The organism is Kitasatospora griseola, from assembly GCF_044999035.1.
Taxonomy (GTDB): Bacteria; Actinomycetota; Actinomycetes; order Streptomycetales; family Streptomycetaceae; genus Kitasatospora; species Kitasatospora griseola.
In genome coordinates this window covers 7,279,732-7,295,639 of record NZ_CP173360.1, presented here as the reverse complement: position 1 = coordinate 7,295,639, position 15,908 = coordinate 7,279,732, and the positions used below count along the sequence as shown (strand labels likewise).

Annotated in this window: 15 protein-coding genes; 10 read left to right on the top strand and 5 right to left on the bottom strand. The window is 75.0% G+C overall.

Features of this window, described 5'->3' with window-relative positions:
- Positions 1–94: 94 nt before the first annotated feature.
- Together ACI1MP_RS32855 and ACI1MP_RS32850 are read left to right on the top strand one after the other, a co-directional pair.
- Positions 95–874, top strand: a complete 780-nt coding sequence (locus tag ACI1MP_RS32855; RefSeq protein ID WP_404870239.1) for an alpha/beta fold hydrolase — start codon at positions 95–97, stop codon at positions 872–874.
- A gap of 261 nt (positions 875–1,135) precedes the next feature.
- Entirely contained in the window at positions 1,136–2,725 is a 1,590-nt protein-coding gene (locus ACI1MP_RS32850) for a sigma-70 family RNA polymerase sigma factor (RefSeq protein WP_404870238.1), read from the top strand.
- 164 nt (positions 2,726–2,889) lie between these two features.
- Here ACI1MP_RS32850 and ACI1MP_RS32845 read toward each other — a convergent pair whose 3' ends face one another.
- The gene (locus ACI1MP_RS32845) at positions 2,890–3,330 is read right to left on the bottom strand and encodes an STAS domain-containing protein (protein WP_100585410.1); all 441 of its coding nucleotides are present in this window, start codon (positions 3,328–3,330) and stop codon (positions 2,890–2,892) included.
- Positions 3,331–3,617: 287 nt separating this feature from the next.
- Between ACI1MP_RS32845 and ACI1MP_RS32840 the strand changes: the two genes are divergently transcribed.
- Complete coding sequence (locus ACI1MP_RS32840) at positions 3,618–4,424, top strand: VOC family protein (protein ID WP_404870237.1); 807 nt, start codon at positions 3,618–3,620, stop codon at positions 4,422–4,424.
- Between the two features lie 7 nt (positions 4,425–4,431).
- Here ACI1MP_RS32840 and ACI1MP_RS32835 read toward each other — a convergent pair whose 3' ends face one another.
- Positions 4,432–5,784: a cryptochrome/photolyase family protein gene (locus ACI1MP_RS32835; protein ID WP_404870236.1), complete on the bottom strand. Its 1,353-nt coding sequence runs from the start codon at positions 5,782–5,784 to the stop codon at positions 4,432–4,434.
- Between the two features lie 230 nt (positions 5,785–6,014).
- On the opposite strand from ACI1MP_RS32835, the gene ACI1MP_RS32830 reads away from it, so the two are divergent.
- From ACI1MP_RS32830 to ACI1MP_RS32815, 4 genes are all read left to right on the top strand, one after another.
- Positions 6,015–6,695: a DUF5701 family protein gene (locus tag ACI1MP_RS32830; protein WP_380337011.1), complete on the top strand. Its 681-nt coding sequence runs from the start codon at positions 6,015–6,017 to the stop codon at positions 6,693–6,695.
- A 138-nt stretch (positions 6,696–6,833) separates the two neighbouring features.
- Complete coding sequence (locus ACI1MP_RS32825; RefSeq protein ID WP_404870235.1) at positions 6,834–7,769, top strand: serine/threonine dehydratase; 936 nt, start codon at positions 6,834–6,836, stop codon at positions 7,767–7,769.
- A 55-nt stretch (positions 7,770–7,824) separates the two neighbouring features.
- A complete protein-coding gene (locus ACI1MP_RS32820) occupies positions 7,825–8,601 on the top strand; it encodes a hypothetical protein (RefSeq protein ID WP_380337005.1) in 777 nt (258 codons plus the stop codon).
- 1,372 nt (positions 8,602–9,973) lie between these two features.
- On the top strand, positions 9,974–10,315 hold the full coding sequence (locus tag ACI1MP_RS32815) for a hypothetical protein (protein ID WP_404870234.1): 342 nt from the start codon (positions 9,974–9,976) through the stop codon (positions 10,313–10,315).
- Between the two features lie 12 nt (positions 10,316–10,327).
- Here the strand turns inward: ACI1MP_RS32815 and ACI1MP_RS32810 are convergent, their stop codons facing one another.
- A complete protein-coding gene (locus ACI1MP_RS32810) occupies positions 10,328–11,392 on the bottom strand; it encodes an Lrp/AsnC family transcriptional regulator (RefSeq protein WP_404870233.1) in 1,065 nt (354 codons plus the stop codon).
- 115 nt (positions 11,393–11,507) lie between these two features.
- On the opposite strand from ACI1MP_RS32810, the gene ACI1MP_RS32805 reads away from it, so the two are divergent.
- Together ACI1MP_RS32805 and ACI1MP_RS32800 are read left to right on the top strand one after the other, a co-directional pair.
- Positions 11,508–12,821 (top strand): MFS transporter, encoded by a 1,314-nt coding sequence (locus ACI1MP_RS32805; protein ID WP_380336996.1) that lies wholly within the window; start codon positions 11,508–11,510, stop codon positions 12,819–12,821.
- Positions 12,818–14,125 (top strand): amidohydrolase, encoded by a 1,308-nt coding sequence (locus tag ACI1MP_RS32800; RefSeq protein ID WP_404870232.1) that lies wholly within the window; start codon positions 12,818–12,820, stop codon positions 14,123–14,125. The genes ACI1MP_RS32805 and ACI1MP_RS32800 overlap by 4 nt, the downstream gene beginning before the upstream one ends.
- Before the next feature lie 187 nt (positions 14,126–14,312).
- Here the strand turns inward: ACI1MP_RS32800 and ACI1MP_RS32795 are convergent, their stop codons facing one another.
- Together ACI1MP_RS32795 and ACI1MP_RS32790 are read right to left on the bottom strand one after the other, a co-directional pair.
- Complete coding sequence (locus ACI1MP_RS32795) at positions 14,313–14,819, bottom strand: DUF3291 domain-containing protein (RefSeq protein WP_404870231.1); 507 nt, start codon at positions 14,817–14,819, stop codon at positions 14,313–14,315.
- Positions 14,820–14,851: 32 nt separating this feature from the next.
- Positions 14,852–15,496: a metalloregulator ArsR/SmtB family transcription factor gene (locus ACI1MP_RS32790; protein WP_100585398.1), complete on the bottom strand. Its 645-nt coding sequence runs from the start codon at positions 15,494–15,496 to the stop codon at positions 14,852–14,854.
- Between the two features lie 157 nt (positions 15,497–15,653).
- On the opposite strand from ACI1MP_RS32790, the gene ACI1MP_RS32785 reads away from it, so the two are divergent.
- Positions 15,654–15,905, top strand: coding sequence for a hypothetical protein (locus tag ACI1MP_RS32785; RefSeq protein ID WP_232733861.1), 252 nt, complete (start codon positions 15,654–15,656; stop codon positions 15,903–15,905).
- Positions 15,906–15,908 lie beyond the last annotated feature (3 nt).

Below are 15,908 nucleotides of genomic sequence, written 5' to 3'. Positions count from 1 at the left end.
GCCCGATGGGCGGAACGTCGCAGGTCGGCGGGAGCGGCAGGGGCGCGACGAATTCGGGTGCGGGGCCACCGACCCGGCTCCGACAATGGCCGCCATGACTTCGAACGGACTGATCGAACTCGGCGACGGCGCCGTCTGGGCCGAGGACAGCGGGGGCGACGGCCCGCCCCTGGTGCTGCTGCACCCCGGGGTGGGCGACTCCCGGATCTGGGACGGCCTGTGGCCCGAACTCGCCGCGCAGCACCGGCTGGTCCGGTACGACGTGCGCGGCTACGGGCGCTCGCCGGAGCCCGTCGCCGGGTACTCGAACCTCGCCGACCTGCACGCGGTGCTGGACCGCTTCGGGCTCGACCGGGTCCATCTGGTCGGTTGCAGCATGGGCGGCGGAACGTCCCTCGGCTTCGCTCTCCGGCACCCGGGGCGGGTCGCGTCGCTGACGCTGCTCTGCCCCGGCGTGGTCGGCTACCCGTGGCCGAAAGAACCGGAGTCGGACGCCGAGTACGACCGGCTGGTGGCCGCCGGCGACCTGCCGGGGTTGACCGCCTTCGGCCTGCGCGAGTGGGCGGCGGCCGGTGCGGACCCGCAGGCCACGGCCCAACTGCGTTCCGCCGCCCGGGCCTGGCCCGGCGAGGACGTCCACCAGCGGCCCGACCCACCGGTCTTCGACCGGCTCGGCGAACTGTCCGGCCTGCCCGCGGTGGTGCTGATCGGCGACCTCGACCGTCCCCCGGCGATCGACTGCGCCGAGCGGACCGCCGAGCGGCTCGGCTGCGAACTGGTGCGGCTCCCGGGCGTCGACCACCTGCCGCCGCTGCGGGCGCCGGAAGCGGTCCTGGCGGCGATCCGGAAGGTGACCGTGCGCGGACGCCCCTGACCTGCCCCGACCGGCCGTACCGCCGACCGGCCGAAAAACCCGGGCGGCCCGGATGAACCCCCACCGGCCCCGCCCGACCCTCGTGACACGGCCCGTCCGCCAGGTCGTAGGGTCGTCTCCGGCCCTGATCGGGGAGATTTCCCCAGGTCGGGAGATTGCCCCGCACTTTTCCGTTATCCGCCGGCCGCCGGTGGATCTCCGATGGGTGTGAGGGCACGACGCGAGAACACGAGGACGGTCAGGGCTGTGGACAGTGGGCAGGTGGCGACGCTGGTCGGTCGGGCCCAGCACGGCGACCGGCAGGCGGTGGCGGAGCTGGTGGGCGGCCACCTGCCGCTGGTGTACAACGTGGTGGGCCGGGCGCTGTCGGGGCATCCGGACACCGACGACGTGGTGCAGGAGACCATGCTGCGGGCGGTCGACGGGCTGTCGGGGCTGCGGGATCCGGCCGGGTTCCGCAGTTGGCTGGTGGCCATCGCCCTGAACCAGGTGCGCCGCCGGTTCCGGGACGAGGGCGTCGAGGGCGCGGCGCGCCAGGTGCCGGACCCGGTGGCGGTCGCGGACCCGGCCGCGGACTTCGTCGGGCTGACGATCGTCCGGCTGGGGCTGTCGGAGCAGCGGCGGGAGGTCGCGGAGGCGACCCGCTGGCTGGACGAGGGCGACCGGGACCTGTTGGCGCTGTGGTGGCTGGAGGCGGCGGGCGAGCTGTCCCGGGCGGAGCTGGCGGCGGCGCTGGAGGTGTCGCCGCAGCACGCGGCGGTGCGGGTGCAGCGGATGAAGGGTCAGCTGGAGGCGGCCCGGGTGGCGGTGCGGGCGCTGGCCGCGGTGCCGGTGTGCACGTGGCTGGCGGAGTTGACGGCGGGTTGGGACGGCGTGCCGAGTGCGCTGTGGCGCAAGCGGATCGGCCGTCATGTGCGCGAGTGCGCGGGGTGCGGCGAGCACCGGCGCGGGCTGATGCCGGCCGAGGGGCTGCTGGCGGGTCTGGCGATGGTGCCGCTGCCGGACAGTCTCGCCGCGCTGCCGCTGGAGCCCGCGGGTTCGGCGCAGGGCGCGGTCCCGCACCGGCGCGGCCCGGCGGACGGCGGGCCGCGCGGCGGCTCGCACCGGGCGGGGTCCCGGCACGGCCGGCGGGCGGCGGCGCGTCGCGGCCCGCAGCGGGTGCTGGTGGGCGGCGGAGTGGTGGTGACGGTCGCGGTGGGGCTGCTGGTGGCGGTCGGCCTGCCGGAGTCGTCCTCGACGACGGGCGGGTCGGAGGCGGCGCGGCAGCCGGCGGCGGCCGGTCCCGAGCAGGTGGAGGCGCTGGCCGTCCCGGCGGGCGGCACCGCACCGTCGCCGTCCGCCGCACCGTCCTCGTCCGCCTCCCCGAGCGCGAAGCCGTCGGCTTCGCCGTCGGCGTCCGTGGCCGGCAAGGCGCCGTCCGCGACGGCCTCCCCGCGGTCCACCTCGACGCCGGCCGCGAAGCGGGTGGCGGATCTCGGGCAGCAGGTGCTGGATCTGGTCAACTCCCAGCGCGCGCAGTCTGGTTGTAAAGCGGTCAAGGCGAACGGGCAGCTGGCGGCGGCGGCCCAGGAGCAGTCGGACGACATGGCGGAGCGCGCGTTCTTCGACCACACCAACCCGGACGGGGCGGGCCCGGAGGAGCGGATCGACGCCGCCGGGTACCAGTGGAGCGGCTGGGGCGAGAACATCGCGCGCGGCCAGAAGGACGCCGCCGCGGTGATGGCCGGCTGGATGAACAGCCCGGGCCATCGGGCGAACATCCTGAACTGCGCGTTCACCGAGCTGGGCGTGGGGGTGCACCAGGGCACGGGTGGGCCCTGGTGGACGCAGGATTTCGGCACTCCGGGCTGACGGGGCCCCGCGGCCACCGAGGCTGCTGCCGATGCGGGTGGTGCGCGGGCGTCGTCGACGCTGCGGGGTCGCCGCTGCCGTCACCGCCGCGCACGGACGGTTGCCGCTGCGGGTGCGGCCGTCGCCGTTGACGGCCGCCCGCCCGCCGGGCGGGTCGGTGCGGGTCAGTCGGCGACGGCGCGGCTGCCCTCGCGGGGGCGCGGGACGGCCTCGGCGCCGTCCGCGGCCGCGGGCGGCCTGGTCTCGTTCATGACTGTCTCGCGCAGGTCGGCGAGGGCGTCGTCGACCGAGTCGTGGACGTCGAAGATCCGCTGGATGCCGAAGAGTTGGAGGATCTTGCGGGTGTGGGTCTCGGGGCCGGGGAGGACCAGCCGGAGCCGGCCGCCGCGGGAGGACAGCATGCGGCGGGTGGCGACCAGGACGGCGAATCCGGTGGAGTCGCAGAAGTCGACCCGGCTGATGTCCACCACCATGCGCAGACAGCCTTCGGTGACCAGTCGCTGCAGGCGCTCGCGGAGTGCCGAGACCCCGCTGATGTCCACCTCGCCGGCGACCTGGACGACCGTCCAGCCGTATCGCTCCCCATAGCTCACGCTCAGTGCCACTCTGGTGCCTTTCTCGTGGTTTCGCTGGGGGTATGCGGCCTCTGCCCGATTCCGGCGGCCCGAACCCTGTTCCTGGTGACGATTTCGCGGTCAGAGGGAGGAATTTCCGCGAAATGTCATGCCCGGGCTCCGTTTGACGGTCGAATTCCATGCTCCACCCGACGATCTGCACAGGATTTCCTCCGCTTGGCGGTACCGGAGATCGTCGCCCGCCGTCCGGGCCGGGACGCGCCGGGCGGGGGCCGGTGACAGGCTGGGTAGGGAGTGCCCGGCGAAGGGAGACCGCCATGATCACCACCGACTTCGTGCCCGGTTCACCGTGCTGGCTGGACCTCGGCGCGCCGGACGTGTCCGCCGCCGGGGACTTCTACAGTGCGGTGCTGGGTTGGGAGTTCGCGCCGATGGAGGGCTCCGACGGCGCGTTCGGGCTGGCCACCTCGGGCGGTCGCACGGCTGCCGGGATCGGGCTGCTCACCGAGCGGGGCGCCCGCTCGGCGTGGATGGTCTACTTCTTCACCCCGGACGTCCACGAGACCGCCGCCTCCGTCCTGCGGGCGGGCGGCACGGTGCGGGTGGAGCCGCAGGACGCGGACGGCTGGGCGTCGGTGGCACAGTTCACCGACCCGCAGGGCGGCCAGTTCGCGGCCTGGACGCCGGGCCGGGCGCGCGGCCTGGAGGCGACCGACGACCCGGGCGCACTGTGCTGGACGGAGCTGTACACCACGGACGCGTCGGCGGCGCTGGCGTTCTACGAGACGGTGTTCGGCTGGCAGCGCGAGGACATGAAGATGCCGGGCGGCGGGGGCGAGACCTACACCATCGTCACCCCGGCCGGGCAGCCCGCCGAGCGGATGCACGGCGGTGTCCTGCAGGTGCCGCCGGAACAGCTGTCGCTGTCCCGGGGCCTGCCCTCCTGGCACCCGGTGTTCACGGTCTCCGACTGCGACGCGGCCGCCGCGACCGTGCGCACCAAGGGCGGCGAGGTGCTGATGGGCCCGTCGGACGCGCCCGGCATCGGACGGATGGCGGTGTGCGCGGACGGCGCGGGCGCGGACTTCGTGCTGATGACCCCGGCGGAGGCCCCTGTCGCCTGACGGACCGTCAATTCCCCCCGTCCTGACCGCCCTTGAGGCTATCGCGCGCCTCGCGGAAGCGAACTCCGGTGCTCTCGGGGGCGATCAGCGGGGCGGGGTAGTCGGCCGGGCGGTGCCGGGCCCGCCAGGGGCGGTGGATCTCCCGGCCGGGCAGCGCGGCCAGTTCGGGCACCCAGCGGCGGACGTACGCGCCGTCCGGATCGTAACGGTCGGCCTGGGCAAGCGGGTTGAGGACCCGGTTGGGGCGGGTGTCGGTGCCGGTGCCGGCCACCCACTGCCAGTTCAGCTGGTTGTTCGCCAGGTCGCCGTCGACCAGGTGGTCGAGGAAGTGCCGGGCGCCGAGCCGCCAGTCCAGGTACAGGGACTTGGCCAGGAAGCTCGCCGTGAGCAGCCGGGCCCGGTTGTGCATCCAGCCGGTCTCGGCGAGCTGCCGCATCCCGGCGTCGACGATCGGGAACCCGGTGCGGCCCTGCTGCCAGGCGGCGAACTCCGCCTCGTCGGTGCGCCAACTGTCGTGCCGGGTACGGTAGTCCGCGTGCGCGGCGGCCGGGCGGGCGGCCAGCACCTGGTGGTGGAAGTCGCGCCACACCAGCTGCCGGACGAACGCCTCCGCGCCGGGCCCGCCGCGCCGTTCGGCGAGGTGGACCAGCTCGTTCGCGGACAGGCAGCCGAAATGCAGGTACGGCGACAGGTGTGAGGTGCCGTCGGCGGCCAGGTCGTCGTGCAGCTGCGCGTACTGCGCGACGCGCCAGTGCTGCCAGGCCCGGCGGGCGGCGCTCTCGCCGGCCGCGGGCAGGCTGCCGGCGGTGGGCTTCACGCTGCCAATATCGGTTCCCTGCAACCCCGTTGGGGTGTTGAGCGGCCCCGGGACGGGCAACGGGGCGCGGCGGCCGACCTGCTGCCAGGCCCGCTGGTACGGGGTGAACACCGCGTAGTGGTCGCGACCCGCGGGTGTCACCGCGCCGGGCGGCACGGCCGTCAGCGATCCCTCGTGCACCCGCAGGCGGTCGCCGAGTGCGCGGCGCAGCCGCTGTTCGCGCCGCCGGGCGTAGCCGCTGACCCCGGCGGCGACGTGCACGGCCACCGCGCCGAGTTCGGCGGCCAGTCGGGCGGTCTGCTCGGCGGTGTCGCCCTCGCGCACCAGCAGCCGGCCGCCGAGGCGGCGCAGCGAGGCGTCCAGGTCGGTGAGGCAACCGGCCAGGAAGGCAAGGCGGTTGGGGGCGGCGAAGCCGGCGGCGGCGATCGCCGGGTCGGTGACGAACAGCGGCACCACCTGGTCGGCCGCGGCGCGGGCGGCATGCAGGGCGGGGTTGTCGTGCAGACGCAGGTCCTGGGTGAACAGGACGACGGCGAGGGTCATCTCGGTGCGCGGCTTCCATGGTCGGCCCGGCGGGCGTGGAACGAGCGGTCGCCCGGAGTGACCGGGCGGGCCGCCGGGGACGGCCGTCCCCCTCTGCTCATCGGCGCGAACACCGCCGCGGATGAGCGCCGGACACCGACTGCCCGTGGACGGTACGCCGCGCGCGGGAACATCTCGGCGGGCCGCCTCGTTCCTCCGAGGTCCCGTCGCCTCGCTGCCCTGGGAGCACCATGCCCGAAGCCACGCCCGCCATGTCCGCCGCGCCCGCCGCGCACTCCCGCCTCACGCCGCTCCGCGTGCAGGCCGAACGCCTGGTCGAGCTGGGGGTGCACGAGATCGTCGGCCTGTCCGCCGCCGAACTCCGCGCCTTCGCCGCGGCCGCCGAGACCACCGCGCCCGCCGACGGCGCCCTGCTCGCCGTCCATCCGGACCGCGCTCCCGCCTCCGTGCTAGCGCCGCTGCTGCGCCGCGACGGCAGGCCGGGCTTCGTCGTCGTCGACATGCCCGACGTCGACGCCTTCGCCCCGCTGGACACCGTCGAACTGCCCGACGCCCCGCTCTACCTCGTCACCGGGCTCGACCGCGGCGACCGGATGGCCAACTGGAGCCCCGACGAGGCACTGCCGGCCCTCGCGGCCGAGGACCGCACCCCGCTGCTGCTCACCGAGGGCATCCACTGGGTGCTGCAACAACCCGAGGTCCTGGCACGCAGTCACTGCTTCATGACCATCGGCTCCCGGCTGCGCCGGCCGAACGGCACGCTCGACGCCCGCACCCCGGCGATCTGGATCAGCAACGGCACCGGGCGGGACGGCCGCGAGCGCCGCAACGCCCCGAAGGTCGGCTGGTGCTGGGCGGGCAACCGGCACACCTGGCTGGGCTTCGCGTCCGCGACGGGCCGCAACCCGTAGCCGCCGTCCGTAGCCGCGACCCGCAGCGGCGACCCGTCACCGCGCCGCACCGGCGAGGTGCGGCCGGAAGGTACGGTCGGGTTCGACCGATGCGGGCCTCGCGGGCCCGCGCACCCTCGATGCGACAGGAGCGACAGCGTGCACCAGCTCACGTACGGCGACATCAAGGCGGCCGGCGACCGGATCGCCGGCCGGGTCCGGCCCGTCGCGGTGGCCCCGCTCGACGTCGCCAGCGGGGAGGTCTGGGCGGCGCTCGAACTCCTGCAGCACACCGGCTCGTTCAAGGCCCGGGGTGCGCAGAACTTCGTCCGGGCGCACCGGGAGGCCGGCACGCTCCCCGACGCGGGCGTCACCATCGCGTCCGGCGGCAACGCCGGCCTGGCGTGCGCCTGGGCGGCGCAGGAGCAGGGCGTCCGGGCCACCGTGTTCCTGCCTGCCAACGCCCCGGCGGTGAAGGTGGCCCGGCTGCGCGGCTACGGGGCCGAAGTGCGGCTGGCGGGCCGGGAGTACGCGGAGGCGCTGGCGGCCTGCGAGGAGTTCGCGGCGTCCTCCGGGGCGCTCGCCTCGCACGCCTACGACCACCCGCTGGTCGCGGCCGGCGCGGGCACCCTGCTGGACGAGATCCGCCGTCAACTCCCTTCCCTGGACACGGTGGTGGTGTCGGTCGGCGGCGGCGGCCTGTTCGCGGGCGTGGCCACCGCGGCCCGCGAGCACGGGGTGCGCACCGTCGCCGTCGAGCCGGAGGGTTCGCAGGCCCTGCACGCCGCGGTGGCGGCGGGCCGCCCGGTCGACGTCCCCGTCGACTCGGTCGCCGCCGACGCCCTCGGCGCCCGCCGGGCCTCCGCGGCCGCCCTGTGGGCCGCCCGCCAGGACGGCGTGCGCACCGCCCTGGTCGCCGACTCCGAGATCGTCCGCGCCCGCCGACTCCTGTGGGACGGCCACCGTTTGGCGGTCGAGCACGCCGCCTCGACGGCGCTCGCCGCCCTCACCGGCGGCGCGTACCGGCCCGCCGACGGCGAGCGGGTGTGCGTGGTGCTGTGCGGGGCCAACACCGACCCGGGCACGCTCTCCTGACGCTGCGTCAGCTCTCGATTTCCGACTGTCGGACGGCGGCACTACGGTGCCGCCCATGACCTCACACCACACCCCGGCCGCAAGCGACTGGGACCGTCAACTCGCCGACGCCTTCGCGGTGATGCTCGGCCGCCCCCTGCACGAGTACGACCCGGACGCGGTGTACGCCGCAGGCGTCGGCGGCAACCTGATCCACGAGGTCGAGTTCGACCGGGACGCCGCGTGGGTGCGACCGCAGGCGCTGAGCGGCGCCGAACCGGTGCGCTGGGACTGCTCGTTGTTCGACGACAGCGAGCGCACCCCGGTGTTCGACGCCGCCCGTTCGATCTTCGCGATACCGGCCGACCGCGATTCGCCGGCCCTGCCGGAGCCGTTCGCCTCCGCCGTCGCCGCGGCCTGCTTCGCCGAGGGCCTGATCCGGGGTGCGGACCTCGCCCCGCTGGTGGTCGAGCACGGCGTCGACCTGGCCGACCACCAGGGCAGTTGGGCGGTCTTCTTCGCCCGGCTGCGCTCCGACGGCACCCTGCTGGACGCGTTCCGCGCCGCGCTCGACACCGGCCGCTCCCCCGAGGACCTGGTGCCGTTCGAGGCCACCCCCGCCGACGACTGGGAGGAGGACCTCGCCGCCGTCGAGCACCCCGGACTGCGCGCCCACCTCGCCTACTTCCTCACCGACGGCGAGGAGGGCCTGATGCCGATGGTCGAGGACGCCCCGGCCTGGGGCCTCGACGACTTCGGCTGCGAGCCGGTCATCGGCTGGGAGGACGGCTTCGGCCAGCTCGACCTCGCCGTCGTCCGCCTGAGCCCCCTGGCTGCCGGCCCCCGCCCCTGACACCCGCACCCGCCGCCTCGCCCGTGCGGGGCGGCGGCACTCGACCGGCTCCGCTGTCGGCGGAGTTCGTCCCCCTTGTACGCATCCCGCAACAGCCCACCTCCCCCTTACGTCCGAGGACCCTGTGATGACTGCTGAGCCCGTGTCCCGGCAACCGCTGGACGACGAGCGGATCGACCGGCGCCTGGCCCGTATACGCGAACTGATGGCCCGATGGGCCGCCCTGCGGCCGGGCGACGGCGAGGTGTGGCGGACCGGCTTCTCCGCGTTGACGGAGGCCGAGGTGGTGGCGGCGGAGACCCGGCTGGGGCTGCGGCTGCCGGAGAACTACCGCCGGTACCTGCTGGAGTTCGGCGAGCCCGCCCACCTGCTGATGTCGTACGCCGGACGGCTCGTCGCCGAGCAGAAGGGCCCGCGGCCCGCCGAGCCCTTCCCCCTCGACCGCCCCTGGGCCGGCCTGTCGGCACAGATCACCGACTGGGAGGAGACCGAGGGGACCGACTTCTTCGAGGACGGACCGGGCGAGTTCTACAGCCAGTTCGACGATCCGGAGGACGCCTTCTACGACCTCCCGGCGGGCGCCCGGTACACGGGACGGCACCCTGCTCCTGGGCGCGACCCGCAGCCACTTCCTGGCCCGGCTGGTGCTCAACGGCCCCTGGGCGGGCACGGTGTGGTTCGACAGCTTCGGCAACGACGGCGAGCTGATCCACCTGGCCGACGAGACCGAGGAATTCCACCGGGACTACACCCTCGGATCGTTCGTCGACGCCCAGGAGTGGCTGCCGCTCGCCGAGCTGCCGTGGTTCCCCGCACCGGAGGCCGGCCCGGCCGACCCGGCCCCGGGGGACTTCCTCGACCTGACGATCGCCGTGCTGTGCCGCCGCGTGCGGCGGGCCGCGGCCGAACGGGCCTGCGACCGGCTCGACCCCACGGAGCTGCAGGACGCCCAGCTGCGGCTGCGCAGCCCCCGGGCGCACGGATTCCCGGCCGGGCACACCTACGGAAGCCTCGCGTCCTGGTTCTCCGGGCGGGTGCGGGACGAACTGCTGCGGGCCACCCCGGACTCGGAGGCCGCCGGGCGCCTCCTCGAACCGGCCCTGGCCCTGCCGGACCCGGGCGGTCGGCCCGCGGCGCTGATCCTGGCCGGGCGCTGGGCCGAACTGGCCGCCCACGAGACCGACACCGTCCCGGACGACCGGCGCAGCGCCGTCAACCTGGCCCTGGCCGCCGAACTGCTGGACGCGGAGCCCGGGCCCCTGCCCGTGTCCCCACCGCGCCGGACGCCCGGCGCCCGGACAGCGAGCGGTGGGCCGTCCTGCACACCCTCGCCCGCCTCGACGCCGGGCGGCGGCAGCGCTGCCTGGACCGGATGCCCGTCCCGGACGCCGCCGCGCTGCGCCCCCTGCTGGAGATCGCCGCGCTCCCCGCGGACGCGGAGGCCCTCGACGGACTGCTCGCCGGGGAGCTGTCCGGCCCCGAACGCATCGCGGCCACCGTCGCCCTGGTGCGGGCCCTGCGCAGCACGGCCGCCGCCGGCGTCCCGGATCCGGCGCTGGTGGACCGGTTGTGCGCCCTGGCCGTCGCGGTCGACCGGGTCGGTGAGGTCTTCGACCTGCTGGCGGCCGTGTCGGCGGGCCGCTGGACCGACTGGCGCGCCGCGGGCGCAGCCGGGCAGCGTCGACTCGACGTCCACCGCGCCCCCGCCCGGTAGCCGTCCGGTCGGTCACGGGGCGGGGTGGTCCGTGGGCGGAGCCAGCGGCACCCGGCCGACGGCGCGGCCGTGGTCGTCGAGGAGCCAGCCCATCCGCTTCGGGGTGTGCAGCACGATCGTGCGGTCCTTGATCTCCAACGCCGGGAAGGAGGCGGCGAGTTGCGCCTCGAACTGGTCGATGTCGGAGAGGCTGTGCAGCAGCACTTGGACGAGGAGGTTGTGCGGGCCGGTGACCGAGGCGCACAGCCGGACCTGGCTCAGCCGGGTCAGGCCCTGCCCGGCCTGCGCGAGGAGGCGGTGCGGGGACGCCATCCGGTACACGGCCGTCGTCCGCAGACCGGCGAGGGGGTGGGCGAAGTCGCAGCGCAGCCTCAGGTCGCCGTCCCGGAGCATCCGCTGCACCCCGCGGCGGGCCACGTGCTCGCTCAGCCCGGTCGCGGCGGCGAGCGCCGCGTAGCCGAGCCGGCCGTCGCCGCTCAGCGCCGTCAGGATCGCCTCGTCCGGCGCCGCTCCCCGGGTGCCGGTGCGGACGGCGTACGGCGTACGGCTCGGCACGCCGGGGGCGCCGAGTCCGGCGCGGCCGGCCGGTTCCATGGCCCGGATGCGCCAGTCGCCGCCCTCGCCGAACAGGGTGACGCCCATCTGCATCCGCATCGCCCGCACGCCCGGCAGGCCGCCGACGGCGCGGTGCACGGCCCGGCCGAGGTCGGCCGGGCGGAAGGCGCCCACGGACAGCAGGAGATCGAACTCGCCCGACGTCTCGTCGACGCTGAACACCCAGGGCAGCGCGCACGCCTGCGCGCTCACGGCGTGGTGGGCACCCGGTTCGCTGCTCACCTCGACGAAGCCCACGGCGCCGTTCCTGGCCGAGTCGTAGGCGGTCACCCAGGCGAGCCCACCGGCCGTCAGCCGCTCCCAGCGGCGGGCGGCCGTCGTCGCGTCGATGCCCAGGGCCCGCCCGACGGCCGACCACGGAGCCCGCGGCGCCGACTGCAGGGCGTCGACGAGCGCGAGGTCCTGCTCGGTGAACTGCACGTCGGCCCCGATGCCGTGGGCCGGAGCGCCGGAATCCTGCATGATCAGCTCTTCCCCGTAGTTTTCCTGCAATTCGGCGGGCGGTGCGCCCGCGAGCCGGATCTTAGGTGCACTTCCCGGCCGAAATCCTGCTGCGGCCACTGGTGACAGGAGTTCCATGTCTGCTCCCGCTGTGCCGCCCTCGCACACGGATCCCGCTGCCGTCGACCCGGCCGCCCCGGCCGGCCGGTCCGCCGCGGCCGAACGTGCCGTCAGGACCACGGTCGTCCTGCTCTTCACCGCCTGGCTGATCGACTACGCGGACCGACTGGTCATCAACTTCGTGCTGCCCTCGGTCGGCGAGGAGTTCCACCTGACGCACGGGCAGCAGGGCCTGATCGTCTCGGCGTTCTTCCTCGCCTACGCCCTGGCGCAGATCCCGGGCGGCGTGCTCACCGACCGCTTCGGCGCCCGCCGGGTCATCACCTGGGCCCTGCTCGCCTGGTCCCTGTTCACCGCGCTGACCGGCTTCGCCTGGTCCTTCGCCGCCCTGCTGGCCGTGCGCTTCCTGTTCGGCGCGGCCGAGGGCGTCTTCCCGCCGGCCTCGATGAAGGTGCTGGTCGAACGGACCACGTCCGAGCAGCGCATGGGCGCCAACGGTCTGATCATGAGCTCCAACGCCGTCGCCGCCATCGCCGCTCCGCTCGCCGTCGCCCCGCTCGCCGCCGTCTTCGGCTGGCGCTCGGCGTTCTTCTCGGCCGCCGCGCTCGGCGTGTTCGTCGTCCTGGCGATCCGGGCCTGGCTGCCGGCTCCCCTGCACCGCGGCGGACCCGGAGCGGCGGAGGAGCGGCACGGCATGCGGCACGTCCTGCGGATCGGCGTGCTCTGGCGTTTCGCGGCGATGCTGTTCGGCCTCAACGTCGTCCTGGGCGGACTCCTCACCTGGGCCCCGTCGTACCTCAGGACCGAGCTCGGCGTCCCGCTCACCACGGTCGGCGTGCTGATGATCGCGCCGGCCGTCGCGAGTGCCGCCGCGACGATCATCGGGGGGCGGCTCTCCGACCGGCTGGGCGGTCACCACCGCAAGCTGATCGTGCCGAGCATGGCCGTCGCCGCGCTCGCGCTGCCCGCGATGGCCTTCTCCTCCTCGCCCGTCGGTTTCGTGGTCTTCGCCACGGTCGTCGTCATCGCCGCCTCCCTGGCCTACATGCCGATCCTCGCGGCGCCGCTGAGCGGCCTGCCGCCCGCCTACGTCGGCGTGGGAAGCGCCGTGATCGTCCTCGGCGGGCAGGTGGCCAGCATGGTGGTCCCGCCCGTCATGGGCGTGATCACCGACGCCTTCTCGTTCGAGGTCGCGTTCGCCTCCCTCGTCGTCGGCGCGCTCGTCGCCGCGCTGATGGCCGTCCTCACCCCGCAGGACTCCGATTCCTTCCGCGCCGCGTTCGGCGCGTCCGCCCGCATCCGCCCGACCACCGACTCGGAGCAGTCATGACCACCGACTCCGCCACCACCGCCGCCACCACCACCGATCTGTTCACCGGCGTCGCCGAACGCGTCCCCGCGCTGCGGGCCCTGTACGAGGACCTGCACGCCCATCCCGAACTGTCCTTCCAGGAGATCCGCACCGCGGGCATCGTCGCCGAGCGGCTGCGCGAACAGGGCTGGCAGGTGACCGAGCACGTCGGCGGCACCGGCGTGGTCGGCGTCCTCGCCAACGGCGAGGGCCCGGTGGTCCTGCTGCGCGCCGACATGGACGCCCTTCCCGTCGAGGAGAAGACCGGCCTGCCGTACGCCTCGACCGCCAGGGGCGTCGACGGCGACGGCAACGAGGTCCCGGTCATGCACGCCTGCGGCCACGACATGCACGTCACCTGCCTGCTCGGCGCCACCGCACAGCTCGCGGCCCGCCCGGAGCACTGGAGCGGCACCGTCGTCGCGGTCTTCCAGCCCGCCGAGGAGGTCGGCGGCGGAGCGGCCGCCATGATCGAGGACGGCTTCCTCGACCGCTTCCCCCGGGCCGACGTGTGCCTCGCCCAGCACGTCCTGCCGGCCCCCGTCGGCATGGTCGCCACCCGCCCGGGACCGATCATGTCCGCCTCCGACAGCTTCCGGGTCCTCCTCCACGGGCGGGGCGGCCACGGCGCCGCCCCGCAGCTGACCGTGGACCCGGTCGTGATGGCCGCCGCGATCGTCGTGCGCCTTCAGACGGTCGTCTCGCGCGAGGTCGCCGGCACCGAGACCGCGGTGGTGACCGTCGGCGCGATCCACGCCGGCACGAAGGAGAACATCATCCCCGACACCGCGGAACTGCTGATCAACGTCCGCAGCACCACCCCCGCGGTGCGCGACCGGGTCGTCGAGGCGGTCGAGCGCATCATCCGCGCCGAGGCGGCGGCTTCCAACGCCCCGAGGGACCCGGAGATCACCGCCCTGCCCTCCTTCCCCGTGACCCTCAACGACCCGCACGCCACCGCCACCGTGGTCACCGCCCTCGGCGGCGCCCTGGGCCGGGACAGTGTGGTCGTCCTTCCCCAGCCCATCACCGGCAGCGAGGACTTCGGCGCCTTCGGGACCGCTCTCGGCGTCCCCTCCGTGCTGTGGCACTTCGGCGGCACCGACCACGCCCTCTTCCAGGGCATCAGCCCCGAGGACCTGGTGGCCAACGGCCTGCCCGACTCCGTCCCCACCAACCACTCGCCGCACTACGCCCCGCTCCCCGACCCCACCATCCGGGTCGGCGTCACCGCTCTCCTGGCCGCCGCCGCGCACTGGCTCCCCCGCCCGACCGGGAGCTGACCGCCCCCCGGCAGGGCGCGGGCGCGTCCTACCGGAGGGTGGACGGTCCCGCGACGACCCGGCCGGGAGGATCCCGGGGGCCGAGCAACTCGTCGAGCACCCGCCGGTCCGGCACGCGCTCAGGTCGCTCCGTAGCGGCGGACTTCCGCCTCGACGTCGGTCTTGGCGGGCGGCTCCGTCCAGGTCCTCACCCCTGGGACCGTAGCGGTGCCGGGTGACGCTCGCGGCCGCTTCGGACGGCGACGGGCGCCGGGTGGCGGTCGCGGAAGGTGAACGCGTCCGGGCCGGTGCCCAGGTCGCGGATCCGGGCGATCCGGCCCATCGCCTCGGGCAGGCCCGGGCGGTGGCCGGCCGGCACCCACCACAGGGCCTGGTGCGGGCCGGCCGGGCGCTCGAACCACTCCCGGCGGCGGCTCAGCGCCCGCAGGTGGTCGCTGCGGTACGCGTACTCCCAGAGCGCCTCGACCGACTCCCACACCGAGCAGTTGATCTGGAACCGCGCATCGGCCACCTCGGGGAAGGCGGCCACCGCCGCCGCGTCCGGGTCGTCCACCATCCGCCAGACGAAACCGGGGCTGCGCTCGGCGAGCGCGTTCATCTCGCCGAGCTGGCCGACGAATTCGGCGACCCGCGGGTCGCCGGGCGGGGCGACGAGACGGCCGACGTTGATCTGGGCGAGGTGAAAACCGGTCATGGGCCAAGCATGGCCCGGCCGGTGTTCTAACGTCAATGGTTTTTGTTTTTAGAGAGTGCCACGCAGCACCCGCCCGCGCACGCGTCCATCGCGGGCGACCACTCCTCCCCCGCCAGGCCGTCCAGCAGCGCCAGGTTCATCCCGCACACCAGCCCGGGGAACTCCTCCGCCAGCGCGTGGAACGGGCAGTTCCGCAGGCGCAGCACCTCGCCGTCCCAGAACGGCGCGTACCCGCGCGCCCGCAGCACCTCCTCCAGGTCCGCCCCCGAACCGGCGCCCTCCGGGTCCGCCGCGCCCGCGGCCTTCGCGGCCGCCTGCAACTCCCGGTCCAGCCCGGCCCGCTCCACCGTCTCGGCGAGCAGCCGGCCCGCCGTGTCGTACGAGCGCGGCGGGACGGACACCGCGAACTCCCCCTCCGCCCGCCGGTACAGCTTCGCCGGCCGCCCCGCACCCGGCCCGGTCCGACCGGACAGCCGCCGATAGGAGACCGCCAGCAGCCCGGCCTCCACCAACTTGTCCAGGTGGAACGCCGCCAGCGACCGGGAGACCCCGGCCGCCTCCGCCGCCGCGTCCCGCCCCACCTCCTCCGGCGCCCCGGCCACCTGCCGGTACAGCCGCCGGCGCACCGGGTCCGCAAGCGCGCCCAGCACCGTGTACGAGTCGTCCTCAGCAGTCATCCGCCGAGTCTATGACCAACGGTCGTACCCGAAAGAGCCCGGTGGCGCGAACCCGCTGCCCGCACGGCGACGTTGCGCCATGCTCGGGGATTCCCCGCCACCACTATCTACACCTCTGTAGAGTGATCTCCACCGATCGGACTCGAAGGAGGCCGCAGTGCTCCCTCCGCAGCTGCAGACCGACCCCACCTGGTCCCCGCCGGAACCCGAAGTCCGCCCCGCCTACCAGCCCGTCGAGGTCCGCCTCGACGACACCGCAACCGGCACCTGGACGCTCGGGCGCATCAACGCCTGGTGGCAGGCCCCCGACGGCACCCCCTGGTGCCGCCTGCGCCTCATCGGCGCGGAGCCGGTGTGGTGCCCGTACGACCCGGACCGCATCCTGCTGCTGCCCAGCATCGGGACCTGACGG

Coding starts and splice junctions, on each gene's coding strand:
- ACI1MP_RS32820 (WP_380337005.1), top strand. CDS start 7,825: ATGACCTCACACCACACCCCGGCCGCAAGCGACTGGGACCGTCAACTC.
- ACI1MP_RS32855 (WP_404870239.1), top strand. CDS start 95: ATGACTTCGAACGGACTGATCGAACTCGGCGACGGCGCCGTCTGGGCC.
- ACI1MP_RS32840 (WP_404870237.1), top strand. CDS start 3,618: ATGATCACCACCGACTTCGTGCCCGGTTCACCGTGCTGGCTGGACCTC.
- ACI1MP_RS32790 (WP_100585398.1), bottom strand. CDS start 15,496: ATGACTGCTGAGGACGACTCGTACACGGTGCTGGGCGCGCTTGCGGAC.
- ACI1MP_RS32800 (WP_404870232.1), top strand. CDS start 12,818: ATGACCACCGACTCCGCCACCACCGCCGCCACCACCACCGATCTGTTC.
- ACI1MP_RS32810 (WP_404870233.1), bottom strand. CDS start 11,392: ATGCAGGATTCCGGCGCTCCGGCCCACGGCATCGGGGCCGACGTGCAG.
- ACI1MP_RS32830 (WP_380337011.1), top strand. CDS start 6,015: ATGCCCGAAGCCACGCCCGCCATGTCCGCCGCGCCCGCCGCGCACTCC.
- ACI1MP_RS32805 (WP_380336996.1), top strand. CDS start 11,508: ATGTCTGCTCCCGCTGTGCCGCCCTCGCACACGGATCCCGCTGCCGTC.
- ACI1MP_RS32795 (WP_404870231.1), bottom strand. CDS start 14,819: ATGACCGGTTTTCACCTCGCCCAGATCAACGTCGGCCGTCTCGTCGCC.
- ACI1MP_RS32815 (WP_404870234.1), top strand. CDS start 9,974: ATGCCCGTCCCGGACGCCGCCGCGCTGCGCCCCCTGCTGGAGATCGCC.
- ACI1MP_RS32835 (WP_404870236.1), bottom strand. CDS start 5,784: ATGACCCTCGCCGTCGTCCTGTTCACCCAGGACCTGCGTCTGCACGAC.